General features: G+C 38.1%; 16 protein-coding genes and 1 pseudogene. 9 read left to right on the top strand and 8 right to left on the bottom strand.

Annotated features, from left to right (window positions below):
• Positions 1–49: 49 nt before the first annotated feature.
• The 4 genes and pseudogenes from HNR53_RS00415 to HNR53_RS00400 all read right to left on the bottom strand — a co-directional run.
• Positions 50–694, bottom strand: a pseudogene (locus HNR53_RS00415) (phosphatase PAP2 family protein); the annotation flags it as partial.
• A 313-nt stretch (positions 695–1,007) separates the two neighbouring features.
• Entirely contained in the window at positions 1,008–1,724 is a 717-nt protein-coding gene (locus HNR53_RS00410) for an EcsC family protein (protein WP_184521405.1), read from the bottom strand.
• Positions 1,725–1,782: 58 nt separating this feature from the next.
• Positions 1,783–2,997, bottom strand: coding sequence for an ABC transporter permease (locus HNR53_RS00405; RefSeq protein ID WP_184521403.1), 1,215 nt, complete (start codon positions 2,995–2,997; stop codon positions 1,783–1,785).
• Positions 2,990–3,730, bottom strand: a complete 741-nt coding sequence (locus HNR53_RS00400; protein WP_184521401.1) for an ABC transporter ATP-binding protein — start codon at positions 3,728–3,730, stop codon at positions 2,990–2,992. Before HNR53_RS00400 ends, HNR53_RS00405 begins: the two co-directional genes overlap by 8 nt.
• A 653-nt stretch (positions 3,731–4,383) precedes the next feature.
• On the opposite strand from HNR53_RS00400, the gene HNR53_RS00395 reads away from it, so the two are divergent.
• The 5 genes from HNR53_RS00395 (at position 4,384) to HNR53_RS00375 (ending at position 8,144) form a co-directional block, all read left to right on the top strand.
• Positions 4,384–4,803 (top strand): HIT family protein, encoded by a 420-nt coding sequence (locus HNR53_RS00395; RefSeq protein ID WP_184521399.1) that lies wholly within the window; start codon positions 4,384–4,386, stop codon positions 4,801–4,803.
• Between the two features lie 178 nt (positions 4,804–4,981).
• Positions 4,982–6,064, top strand: a complete 1,083-nt coding sequence (serC, locus tag HNR53_RS00390; RefSeq protein WP_184521397.1) for a 3-phosphoserine/phosphohydroxythreonine transaminase — start codon at positions 4,982–4,984, stop codon at positions 6,062–6,064.
• A gap of 104 nt (positions 6,065–6,168) precedes the next feature.
• Entirely contained in the window at positions 6,169–6,705 is a 537-nt protein-coding gene (locus HNR53_RS00385; RefSeq protein ID WP_184521395.1) for a tryptophan transporter, read from the top strand.
• Between the two features lie 193 nt (positions 6,706–6,898).
• Complete coding sequence (locus HNR53_RS00380; protein ID WP_184521393.1) at positions 6,899–7,285, top strand: YtxH domain-containing protein; 387 nt, start codon at positions 6,899–6,901, stop codon at positions 7,283–7,285.
• 280 nt (positions 7,286–7,565) lie between these two features.
• Positions 7,566–8,144, top strand: a complete 579-nt coding sequence (locus HNR53_RS00375; protein ID WP_184521390.1) for an HTH-type transcriptional regulator Hpr — start codon at positions 7,566–7,568, stop codon at positions 8,142–8,144.
• A 4-nt stretch (positions 8,145–8,148) separates the two neighbouring features.
• Here the strand turns inward: HNR53_RS00375 and HNR53_RS00370 are convergent, their stop codons facing one another.
• Positions 8,149–8,532: a DUF1878 family protein gene (locus tag HNR53_RS00370; RefSeq protein WP_246439147.1), complete on the bottom strand. Its 384-nt coding sequence runs from the start codon at positions 8,530–8,532 to the stop codon at positions 8,149–8,151.
• A gap of 136 nt (positions 8,533–8,668) precedes the next feature.
• On the opposite strand from HNR53_RS00370, the gene HNR53_RS00365 reads away from it, so the two are divergent.
• Together HNR53_RS00365 and HNR53_RS23120 are read left to right on the top strand one after the other, a co-directional pair.
• On the top strand, positions 8,669–9,223 hold the full coding sequence (locus HNR53_RS00365; RefSeq protein WP_184521388.1) for a DUF3267 domain-containing protein: 555 nt from the start codon (positions 8,669–8,671) through the stop codon (positions 9,221–9,223).
• Positions 9,224–9,386: 163 nt separating this feature from the next.
• Entirely contained in the window at positions 9,387–9,566 is a 180-nt protein-coding gene (locus HNR53_RS23120) for a hypothetical protein (protein WP_246439145.1), read from the top strand.
• 63 nt (positions 9,567–9,629) lie between these two features.
• On the opposite strand, the gene HNR53_RS00360 is transcribed toward HNR53_RS23120, so the two are convergent.
• Positions 9,630–9,716, bottom strand: coding sequence for a YjcZ family sporulation protein (locus HNR53_RS00360; RefSeq protein WP_184522704.1), 87 nt, complete (start codon positions 9,714–9,716; stop codon positions 9,630–9,632).
• 76 nt (positions 9,717–9,792) lie between these two features.
• Positions 9,793–9,909 carry a YjcZ family sporulation protein gene (locus tag HNR53_RS00355; protein WP_377802067.1) on the bottom strand — a complete coding sequence of 39 codons (117 nt, stop codon included), beginning with the start codon at positions 9,907–9,909 and terminating at the stop codon, positions 9,793–9,795.
• Between the two features lie 153 nt (positions 9,910–10,062).
• Between HNR53_RS00355 and HNR53_RS00350 the strand changes: the two genes are divergently transcribed.
• Positions 10,063–10,947, top strand: a complete 885-nt coding sequence (locus HNR53_RS00350; RefSeq protein WP_184521386.1) for a peptidylprolyl isomerase — start codon at positions 10,063–10,065, stop codon at positions 10,945–10,947.
• A 69-nt stretch (positions 10,948–11,016) separates the two neighbouring features.
• Here the strand turns inward: HNR53_RS00350 and HNR53_RS00345 are convergent, their stop codons facing one another.
• On the bottom strand, positions 11,017–11,199 hold the full coding sequence (locus HNR53_RS00345) for a sporulation YhaL family protein (protein ID WP_184521384.1): 183 nt from the start codon (positions 11,197–11,199) through the stop codon (positions 11,017–11,019).
• A 207-nt stretch (positions 11,200–11,406) separates the two neighbouring features.
• Here HNR53_RS00345 and HNR53_RS00340 point away from each other — a divergent pair, with 207 nt between their 5' ends.
• Complete coding sequence (locus HNR53_RS00340; protein ID WP_184521381.1) at positions 11,407–12,645, top strand: HD domain-containing protein; 1,239 nt, start codon at positions 11,407–11,409, stop codon at positions 12,643–12,645.
• The last annotated feature ends 19 nt before the right edge of the window (positions 12,646–12,664 follow it).

The following is a 12,664-nucleotide window of genomic DNA, read 5'->3' as shown; positions in this document are numbered from 1 at the left end:
GAGCAGCTTCGCTTCATTTCCTGCAGGCACACCGAATTATCGCTTGAGATTATTTTTTGCCAAATCGTTCATGAAGCCATTCATAAATTAGGATCCAAACAAAGGTCCAGACAATCCCAAGTGTATATCCGCCTAATACATCTGTTAAATAATGGGCCTGAATGGCAATGCGGCTTAGCCCGATCAACAGAATAACAAACGCCGCCATACTTCCAAGCCACCATTTACTGCTGTTTGATTGTACATTTCTTATAAAAAAATAAGCGATTAGCATATACAAAACCAAACCTACCATGGCATGTCCGCTTGGAAAACTAAAGCTTTCCTCCATTACTCCCGAAGCAGGACGCTCCCGCGCAACAAGTTCTTTTATCCATTTGCTTACTTCATTGCCAAGTGCAACGGCCAGTACCAATACAGCCATTCCCAGAAAATCACGCCTTTTGACAGCAAACCAGACAATCATTAATAAGACAATGATTCCGATGGCGATTTTATCGCCAAGCTCTGCTATCACATTGAAAAATGAATAGGATGATTCCGAGAAAACACGTTCAGACCAATATGCTGCAGCTCGATCAAAAAGTAAAGGTTCCTTGCTCCCTGCCATTACGATAAAGAAAATCGATAAGAGGACAGCAATCCCCAAAACAATATATGTATGCCTTGATCTTCTCATTTCCCCCAGCCTTCCCCTGAAAAGCCATTGATTTTGTTACAAACAGACAGGGAAGATTATACTATAATCCTATTGATTTTAGCAAAATAGTAAGCTATTAGAAAAGCGTAAGCGCCTTGCTCAGCGACGTATGGACTGGAGCACTCCGGACTGAGATAAAGGAAACACGAAGAGCACGACAGTGCGATTCGATGTTGACTTATCGTAGGGAGGAAGGGTGAAGTACACTAGGCGCTGGAGCTGGACATTAAACCGTGTCCAGAAACCTTACCTGCAAAAAAGAGCCTGAATCCGCGTGTATGATCATTCGGAAGTCAGACTCCTTTTATCAGGTTTTCTCATTAAGAAGGCGAAGACGATAGCAATTCTTCGCCGTTTCCCCCAATTGGTCCAGCAAATTATAATTAGCCAGTGCCCCTACAACCGCTCCAATTCCCGGGACAAGCTGCAGCATTTTGACAAAATCGAGTGCGTCACGGTATTCCTGCTGAAACCCGCGCCAATCCAAGTCAAGCAAAGCGGCTTTGCGCTCCTCCCAATTCTCGATTGTCTCAAGCGTCTCCTTCCTGACTTCCAAGCTGGAGAAAGCCAGCTGGAACACTTGAAGGATAAAAATACGTTCTTCATACTTTTTTATATCATAGCCATAAACAGTAGCTGCTTCAAATAAAAACTTCATTTTAATGGTCATCAGCAGTGGAAAGTCGGCCAGACCGACTAAGAGTCCGGCAGCCCCTGTTCCCGCTCCTTCAATAACGGCCGTTCGGCGATAGACGGATAACTTCTCATTAAGCAGCTTATCCCGGTCTTCCAGTGTTAAATCCGAACCATAATTTTTTCTCGTTGTCATTTCTGAACCGGTTAAGGTCATTTTTACGAAATTTTTTATCCCTTCCGTTACGATCTCATGTGCCTTATCAGGAATCTTTTCATTGATTTTGCTTTGTGCCTGCTTTGTCAAACGCTGAACCATCTTAGGTCTTTTCAATATTTTACGTTTCCATACCAGCACTTCATCATTGACCTGCACTTCGTATTGATCCATCAGGTTTCACTCCTTCTAAATGAACATACGCATTAGGCAGGCAGTTCGTTTCAGAAAATTATCCGTTCTTTATCTTTCTTTGACTGTATAGCGAAATAAAATAGACAGTGAAGATAATTCCCGCAATGAGACTAATGGCAGCTGTTGCTATCTGGCCGCCGGCAAGAACCGCTGCAGATAAAAAAACCGTCTGGATGAATAACACGATACGAAGAAGCGAAAGAAAGCTTCGCTCCTTTTCCTCGGAACTGATTGGATATAATTCCAGCGGTGAATGATATTGATGATGCTTCCACAATGGGAGCAGCTGAAATCCTGTTAAATATAGGAACAGAACCACCAAGACAACCTGTCCAATGCCAAAAGCAAGAAAATAAAGCGCACCAGCGCCAATAATGGTCAAACGCAGAAGCAGACCGAAATAATCCCCGGAACGTAAAAACGTTCGCGCCAAAAGGTAGGTAAAGGTTTGGTCTTGTTGAAAAGGGATTTTAGCCAGCAGAAAGTCGAGCCACTCCCTTCTCTTCACCGCACTTTTAAGCTTCGGAACATCGGTAAATAAATTAGCCAGGCGATAAAAGGATGTCATTCTTTTTTCATCCTGCTTGATTAAAAATTCCCATTTCAGTCCTTTTCCTTTTGTCTGCCCCTTATAATACATATATAGACCCAACAGAATCACAAATGGCACAATGGTAAAATACAAGGGAGCATTGGAAAATAACAAATAGAGAAAAACAAGATTGACACAAAAGCGAATCAGCGAGTCCGTTTTAAGAACAGTACTCTCTTGGTAGTATTGTACATGCCAGCGGAGCAAAAGATTGACATATTTAACCACAATAACAGCAGCTAAAAAATAGAAAAAACTTTTAAAATCCCCATTATTGACAGCAGCATAAAGCGGCATTAATACTGCTAAACCGATTACCAGCAAATAAAGCTGCAAAGTAAAGCTGATGAAGAGCGACTTTTTAAAGTAACCGTTTAAGGATGTTTCTAATGGGATAAGAAAAATTCTGTCTGCTTCTGACATAAAAGTGAATATCGGACTTAGGGTTAACAGAAATGCTATCGCAGCAGCCATAATAATCGCAGCCGGAAAGTTGTCAGGTATTACTTTCAGCCATTCCTGATAATAATAGGCAGCTGAACCAAGGAGAAAGACAAGAACAATAACGAGATGACCGTTGAAAATATAGCGAAGGTAACGGGACAGTTCCCTGCTTGTCCGGCTGAAGCGTTCCTTCCAGAGCAGTTTTTCATCAAACATAATCTTCTTCCTTTGTCAGTTCAATATACAAATCATCAAGTGTTGCACCCGGCATGGCAAATTCCTTGCGCAGCTCCTCAAGCGTACCATGTGCCCGTACCTTTCCTTCATGCAAAATCACAAACCGATCACAGTAACGTTCAGCCGTCGCTAATATATGAGTCGACATCAGAATTCCGGCACCATTTTCCTTCATTTTCTTCATTAAATCCAGTAATGATTGAATCCCTAACGGATCGAGCCCGACAAATGGTTCATCAACAATATAAAGGGACGGCTGGATAAGAAAAGCACACATAATCATTACCTTTTGCTTCATCCCTTTTGAAAAATGCGCCGGGAACCACTTGAGCCTTTTTTCCATGCGAAATTCATGAAGCAAACCAGCGATTCTTTCCTTATAAACAGATTCCTTTAATCCATAAGCCATTGCCGTCAGTCTTAAATGTTCATCCAAGGTTAATTCCTCATAAAGAACAGGCGTTTCAGGAACGAAGGTAAACTGTCTTCGGTATTCCTCCCTGTCCGCATCAATCGTCTTGCCTTTGATGGTGATCTCACCTTTGTGCGGCTCCATCAGCCCGATAATATGTTTGATTGTTGTACTTTTACCAGCCCCATTCAAGCCAATTAAGCCGACAAGTTCTCCTTCATTTACCTGCAAAGAAACATCTTTTAAGACAGGGTTTCTTGTATACCCGCCTGTAACGTTTTTAATTTGCAACAGTGACATGCATCCATTTCCTTCCTTCTCTAGGTTAGGTTAGTCTTATTGTAAGAAATAGCTTTGCATCTTGTCTAGTTTGAGGGCCAGTTCATCACTTTTCAAAAAAAATTTGTAAAGCTAGTATATATTTTTTGTAAAGCGGACATTCTAATTTATGTAGGGGAAAACAAAAGATGATTTACATCATCAACCATTGAAATGAGGTGTCTGTTAAAGACAAGTTCATTTTGGTACCCATATGCTTAACAACGATTCTATAAGGGGATGGTTGTAATGCACGACCGTAATGATCTTATACACCGATAGTTTCAAACATATTTGAAAATGAGGTGTTTATCAAAGATAACGTAACCCAACTTTCCTAAAGTTGTAAAAAACTGAAAAGAAATAGGGGATGGTTAGCTTGAACAAAGGATCAGTTTCTAAATAAACACAAGCATTTTTTACTAAAACGAAAAATGAGGTGTTTACGGCAGAAAATAACCTGAAATAGAACGTAGGTATATGTAATATTCCCCTGCAGAAGGGCGGGATTCTATGCGAATCCTGCCTTTTCTCCTTTTTACCTTACCCCTTTCGTCTTAACACCCGCTTTTTAAAAGCTTCCATCTTATGGTACAATATTTAGAAATTACTCTATCTGGAAAGGAATGAAATAAATGAGCGATTGCATCTTTTGTAAAATTGCCCAAGGTGAAATTCCGTCTGCAAAGGTTTTCGAAAATGAACATGTCATGGCTTTTCTTGACATTAGTCAAGTAACAAAAGGACATACACTTGTGATTCCAAAAGTACATAAAGAAAACGTATTTGAATTAACTCCAGAAAGCGCTAAGAATATTTTTGCGGCAGTACCTGAAATCTCCAATGCGCTAAAGGCTGTTTATAACCCTATTGGTTTGAACATGGTCAATAATAATGGCGAAGCGGCCGGACAGACTGTATTCCACTATCACGTCCACCTCATCCCCCGCTATGGAAAAGGTGATGGATTTGGTGCCGTTTGGAAAAATAACCAAAGTGACTACAGCTTCGAGGACCTGCAGAAAATGGCTGCAGAAATCAAAGAAAAACTTTAAAATTCTCCCTTTTCGGAGAATTTTTTTCTTAAATGAGTAAAAATATTTGATTCTTTCTGTACATTTCGACATTTTCTGATACTATTATGTTAAAAATAAGCAAAGCATTTACACCATACTGATGTGAAAAAATGAACATGGCGGGTAAATGTGTTAAACATAGGGAGGAACTAAAAAGATGAATCGTGCATTTAATTTCAACGCTGGTCCTGCAGCTCTTCCAGAGTGGGCTCTGCAAGAAGCGCAAAAAGAATTGCTTAACTTTAGAGATACAGGCATGTCTGTAATGGAACTGAGCCACCGCAGCAAAGACTATGAAGCAGTTCATAATGAAGCAAAATCATTATTAACTTCCCTTCTATCTATTCCGGAAGATTATGAAATTCTCTTCCTGCAAGGCGGTGCCAGCCTGCAATTTTCAATGGTGCCAATGAACCTGCTTCAAGAAGGCAAAACAGCTTACTACGCTTTGACTGGATCATGGTCTGAAAAAGCACTGAAAGAAGCGCAAAAAATCGGTCAGACAGCTGTAGCCGTTTCCAGTAAAGAAAACAGCTATAAAAATATCCCGGCGCTTGATAGTGCTTCTATTCCAAGCGATGCAGCATATCTTCACATTACAAGCAATAACACTATTTACGGTACACAATGGCAGCAATTCCCAACTGGTTTAAATGTACCTCTTGTAGCTGATATGTCCTCTGACATTCTTTGCAAACCGCTGAACATCGAACAATTTGACCTGATTTACGCCGGAGCACAAAAAAATCTCGGTCCTTCAGGTGTTACAGTAGTCATTATCAAAAAGGATTTATTAAGCCGTGCAAACGACAGCCTGCCAACCATGTTGAACTATAATACACATGCGAAAAACAATTCACTTTATAACACACCGCCAACTTTTGGTATTTATCTGCTATCCCTTGTTCTTAAATGGGTAACAAATGAAGGCGGTCTTGAGGCAATTGCCAAAAGAAATAACGAGAAAGCAGCACTTCTATATAACGAAATTGATAACAGCGAAGGCTTCTATAACGGCCATGCTGACGTTGACAGCCGTTCGAACATGAACGTTACGTTTACATTAAATTCTGATGAAGCTTCAAAAGCCTTTTTAGCACAGGCAAAAGAAGCTGGATTTGTTGGCTTAAATGGACACCGTTCTATCGGAGGATGCCGCGCGTCTATTTACAATGCTGTGCCCGTAGAAAATGTTGAACGACTTGCTCAATTCATGAATGAATTCAGAAAAAATTATTAACATTTAAATCGTTATCATGATATAATAATAACAAGTTTTCGCTGCAGGCAATGAGTGCACTGCAGGAAAAGCAAAGACTTAGCATAGTTGAGGAGAGATGAGAAATGAATACAAAAAAACTTGTTGTCCTAGCCCTTCTTGTGGGAATGGGTGCGGTACTGCACACTGTTGTACCGGGATTTTTCCTAGGCATGAAACCGGATATGATGTTAACGATGATGTTCTTGGGAATTATTTTATTTCCTGATAAGAAAAGCGTCCTGCTTCTTGGATTGGCTACTGGGATTATTTCAGCATTAACAACTTCCTTCCCTGCCGGTCAAATTCCGAATATAATCGATAAGCTTGTTACATCATTTGTGTTTTTTGCTTTGTTCCTTGCGTTCAACAAATACAATAAATCAATCATTTCCGTTGCTGTGCTGACTGCAGTTGGAACCATTATTTCCGGAACAGTCTTCTTAGGCTCAGCTCTGTTGATTGCCGAATTACCTGGACCGTTTGCCGCACTATTTGCTTCCGTTGTCTTACCGGCAGCAGCGGTGAATACCATTGTTATGATTGTATTGTATCCAGTAGCAGCATCTATTTTAAAACGCACGAATCTTACCGGGAATAGGCAACAGACTATTAGTCAATAAGAAGGAGCCTGCCTTCTAAAATAGGCTGGATCCACATAAAACCCGTCACACGACGGGTTTTTTCTTATCCTACTCTCTTTCGTCCAGGATTATTATTTTTTATTAGAATAATATTTCTGTCTTTTTGGAGGAAATTTTCCCTTTTTGCAGAAAGTTATAGTATGGGGATAAAACTTTTCGGGTGGTGATCTGATTGAATAGAAAACACTTTTTACTCGGCTTTTTTGTCGGAGGAATCACAGTATCTGCCTGTACATTACTTGCTGCACCAGCTTCAGGAAAAGAAACAAGGCAGGTTCTGGCAGATCAGACAAAAGTTTGGATGAGTCATTTATCTGAGATAAAGGAAAGTCTTCACGATTTAAGCGAATCAATAAAAACAGCATCTCTTGAAAGTACAGATCCGATAAAAAGCTTTGTCTCTGATCTAAAGATAGCTTTAACCGACTGGGAAAAGAAAATCGAACCGCATCAAGAAGACCTAAAAAAAGAATTAAATGCGATAGAATTAAGCATTCGGACCCTTGAATCTCAGATAAAAAGGCACAAACACACAAACACCGAAAATTCGACAGAATAATCTAGGCTAATTTTCGGATAAAAAGGAAAAATAATGCCGATAACACTAAAATTTTATAACATTCGCACTGTTTAGAAAATATTCTTTTCCAAAAAGCAGGAATTTCACCATGAAAGAGGAAATAAATATACTATGAAAATAGTGATAACTTTTTTGTGAAATTACTAACGTATGGAGGAAGATATAATAATCTAAAAAATTAGCATTTTTTTGACTTTATTATTTTTTATTTTATTGGCATAATGAAATTACAGTTATAATAAAAAGGGTGATTAAGAGGATGGGAGAAAAAGAATTTTCAGTAAAAGAGGCTCTGTTATTTAGTCAGCGCATTGGCCAGCTAAGCAAAGCTTTATGGAAATCAGTTGAAAAGGATTGGCAGCAATGGATTAAGCCATTTGATTTGAATATTAATGAGCATCATATTTTATGGATTGCTTATCATTTAGGCGGTGCATCCATTTCGGATGTGGCAAAATTTGGGGTTATGCATGTATCAACAGCGTTTAATTTTTCAAAAAAGTTAGAAGAACGCGGACTTTTGACATTTTCAAAAAAGGAAAATGATAAAAGGAATACGTATATCCAATTGACCGAAGAAGGAGAAAAGGTATTTCACCAAATTGTTGAAGGATACGATCCGGAACAAAATGCGGCATTTCAAGCATCGGTGCCATTAAAGGAAATTTTCGGGAAATTCCCTGAAATCATCGAAATGATGACCATTGTCCGAAATATCTACGGCGATGACTTTATGGAGATATTTGAAAAATCATTCAACAATATTGAAAATGAATTTAATGAAGAGGATGGCAAACTGAGAAAAAAAGAATGTTTGGAAGAAACAGAATTGGTGTAACTGATTACACATACTTTTTAAACTCTGACATTAATGGTAAATATAAGCCTTGTCTTATACATGCTTCAATGACTTCTTCAGCCTGTATTTTGGGAGGCAGATTCATGGAAAATTCCTTAAAAAGCGGATGAAAATAAACAAAACCTTCCGCTTTTTGTTCTTCAAACTTTATGCTCAATGCATCACATTTTTTTTGGAATTTTCGAACCTCTTCCTCCCCCAGGCCCTTTTCGATAATCAGTTTATAGAACTGATCCGTTGATTTTGAGATCATTTTAAGTAATAGAGATTGATGATATTCAAGAAGTTTTATTCTCGCTAAAATAGACTCCATATACTCTCTTCCCCGCTTTATTATTGAAATATCATATTCATTAAATACCTGCATGAATCATCCTGCAAATGATTCCCTTTTTATATTACATCATGAAAAGCTTTTTTTTCTATTGATTTTTTTAAACTCTTATCGTACATTATCCTAGTAAGTTAACGTTTTTTAATATCTCCTAACGGAGGCTGATCGGATGAATTGCTGGAAGGCGATTAATATTCATAAACAATATGGAGCAAAAAGAGTATTTTTTCTGTCTTCCTTAACCATGTTGTTTGCGTTTATTTTTCTTTTTGTTCCTGCCACATATGTTTTTGTACCAAAGGCTTTTTATGATAACCATTTCGTACTATTTTTAACCTGTCTCTGGCTTATGTTCTTTATCCATAAGTTTTTCCATTTATTGCCCCTTTTACATTTAGGCAAAAAGGTTAAAAAGTCATTTGTGATGAAGTATCGTATTTTCCCTCAGATTCATATCAGAGTGAATGAACCAATCCCAAAATGGATGTTCCTACTTTCATTAATTACGCCATTTTTTATGATCAATACGCTGCTGTTGATTTCCTGTTACTTTTTTAGTCATTATGTACATTATATGATTATTCTATTAGCCTACCATATTGGCATCTGTGTGTCAGATTTTATTTGTACTAAAAATGTCTTAACGGCACCAAATCGGGCATATATTGAAGAGACTGAAAACGGCTTCGATATTTTATTAAGACAGACACAAAAATTCATTTAATCTTTCTATAGAGAACACCCGCAAAAAGGCAGTCTATTAAATGGTGCAAATTAAAACTATCTTTTTTAGCAATTATTTGCTAATGTAAACACATAGTCATTTTCTATAGGTGAATTTGTAGCTTCACGCAATTACAAACGCCTCTCAAAGGGAGGAACGATTAATGATCTCCATTTTTATTTTATTTGCCTGCTTTATTTTGTTCTATATTAATAAAATGACAAATACTCTATGTCTTCAAAAGGAGATCCCTGAGGAACGCCACCCAAAAGTATTTCACACAATCAACATTCTGGTGACCATTTTATTAATTTCATCTTATGTAGAAATTTTATTTGCTTGAATTAGAAAAGCGGTGAGAGGGTTCTCACCGCTTTCTTTCTTGCTGAATGGATAATTTATTATCTTACAGCCACGCTGCTCCAACAATAATTAACAAAATAAATAGGACTACGATTAACGCAAATCCTCCACCGTATGCGGCTCCACCCATATTAACACCTCCTTTAAGGATTCCTCTCCCAGCTCATACAACATATTCAGAAATGAATTATTAGTAACTTGTTACTTTAAATAAAGGAAGCCCCCACAATAATTAATAAAATGAACAGCACAACGATTAATGCGAAACCTCCACCGCATGCGTAACCCATCATCCTAACCCCCTTTCCTCTTTGTCTTATCATATGAAGTAAGGGAAAATTGGGGATAGGTTAAATACCTAGATTTCAAAAAAATCATGAAGGCAAAGTGGTAAATATTTGTTCTAATTCGAATTTATGATATAGTATTCTTTGTTGATTAAGCATGACTACAATTTAAATTAGGAGTGTTTCTACGTGAAAAAATGGATCTTATCTCTTTCACTTGCTGCTGGGGTATTAGCATTAACAGCCTGCAACAGTTCGGAAGCAGTAGTGGAATCGGACGCTGGAAAAATTACAAAAGATGAGCTTTACGAAGCAATGAAGGATAAATACGGACAAGCCACCCTGCAAGAACTATTGTACGAAAAAGTCCTTGCAGACAAATACGAAGTATCCGATAAAGAATTAAATAAAAAGTTTAATGAAATTAAAACGCAATTAGGTGACAGCTTCCAAATGGCCCTGCTTCAATATGGTTATAAAGATGAAGCTGCGTTTAAAGCGGCAGTCAAAACAAGCATGCTTCAGGAAAAAGCCGCTCTTAAATCAGTCAAAGTATCAGAAAAAGATGTGAAAGAATATTACGACAAGGAATACAAACCGGAAATCAAAGCACGTCATATTTTAGTTGCTGATGAAGCTACGGCAAAAGAAGTGAAAGCTAAGCTTGATGCCGGCGGTAAATTTGAGGATTTAGCGAAGGAATACTCTACAGATACAGGGACAGCGGCAAAAGGCGGAGATCTTGGCTGGTTTGGACCAGGTAAAATGCTTCCCGAATTTGAAGCAGCGGCTTATGCATTAGAGAAAAATGCGATTAGTGAGCCTGTTCAATCACAATATGGCTACCATATCATTCAATTACTTGATAAAAAGCCAAAAGAAAAATTTGCTGATGTTAAAGATGAGATGGAATATCAATTAAAGTTGTCCAAGATAGATCAAGCCAGCGTCCAAAAAGCAATGGATAATGAAATGAAATCTGCTAACGTAAAAATTAACGACAAAGATCTGCAGGGTGTCATTCAGGGTACAGATGCAAAATCTAGCGACAAAGCAACAGAAGAAAAGAAATAATCGTTATCCTTATCAAAGGGGTTGTCCACATCATAGATGTTTTTTATGGGACAGCCCCTTCATTTAGCATCAACCGTGTTCCATTTCCTTTTTTTCAGAACGTTTCTTTTCTAACCGCTCCATATATATTTGCCCTTCCCGTTCGATTATTTCCTCTTCGACACGTCTATCTTCCCTTCCGGTTTTAATCACCATATAAGCACTAGTCATGATTCCAGCCACAACAAAATAAATCCAAAATGGCAGATCCATATTATTCACCTCATTTTTTGAATATCCCTATATTTTATGAATCATTTCCTTTTGTTATGTCCATCTTTTCTATGTTATTTTCACTATTAGATTCGAATATTAGCTTTGAAAAAACATATCAGTTGTAATAGCACCTTGAAAATGATGTAAAATGGTAGAGTCAAGTATATAACTGTATTACAAGTAACTTCATATTGGAGTGATATAATGTCTGAACAACAAACACAAACCTATTTTTATCAATTTATACCGGTTCAATACGAAGCTTCCGCTGAGGATAAAGAAAAAATTCTTAGAGAATTTCCGCCGCCAAGGCTGCCGGATGGCGAAGAACTATTTCAAATACAGGAAGAGGCCGGCGGCAGTAATGTGAAAGTACGTCTACTGCTGAATGAATACAGTGTGGAAGTAACAAAGACAAATAAACAATATTTAAAAATGAGATTTTCCAATAATGCCGGAACGATTAACACGAAAATGTGGGATAATCAAGGCTCTGTTGAAAAAACCATTTCTTTACTGGAGGAATACTCTGTTTTCGATATTGAAGCAAAGGTGGATGATTACCGCGGTCATAAATCTCTGACCATCAACAGGATTCAGCCCTGCACCGGGGAGATAAACCCCTTTTCTCTGCTGTCCTATACAAGGCAAGACCTGAAGGAATTGACTGTTGAATTAGTTTCTTATCTTCAGGAATTGGAATCTCCCTTTAAAGAGATTTCCTTCGCTGCACTGCGCCGCTTTTGGGATCAATTTTCAATAAGACCTGCCGCAAAAGGACATCATCATAATTATTTGGGAGGATTATTGAAGCATACAGTGGGCTTAATGAGATTTACCCGCTACGTTGTTAAATTTGAAGAAGACCACTATCAGGCAGTACTCAAGCTGATTAATTGTGTTGAAAAGGCCCATAAACGAGACATTTGGACCCAGTTGAATGCTGATGAGGTCAAACTACAGCAGCTTGTTTGGAAAGATACAATTGATCATTTATATACGATGTTTTACGGGATGATGCCCTTTAAGGATTCCGTTCCACAATATGACTTGCTGCTGACAAGCATCCTCTTTCATGACATCGGAAAAATATTCGAATATGATCATGCCGGAAAAAAATTCGCAGAGTTTAACTTTCTATATCCGACAGCAAATACCGCTCATTTAGCAAGCCGAAAGCAAACGGGGATTATTATGGATGAATTAGGAGTGATGATTGGTCATATTCCATATGGGGTGCTCATGCTCACAAAAGTTATAGAATCCGAATCTATCCCTGTTTCATTGGAAGATATTCACCATATGTCTCATTGCATTCTCTGCCATCACGGACTCCCTGAATGGGGCTCCTGCGTCTCAAAACCACAGACTCTTGAGGGATATTTAATTCACATCGTAGACTATTTGGACAGCCGCTATGAAAATACGGAGGCTATTAAATAATGATAAAAAGGAGACACTT

It is taken from the genome of Bacillus benzoevorans, from assembly GCF_014207535.1.
Lineage (GTDB): Bacteria > Bacillota > Bacilli > Bacillales > Cytobacillaceae > Bacillus_BD > Bacillus_BD benzoevorans.
This window is presented reverse-complemented; position numbering and strand designations above follow the sequence as displayed.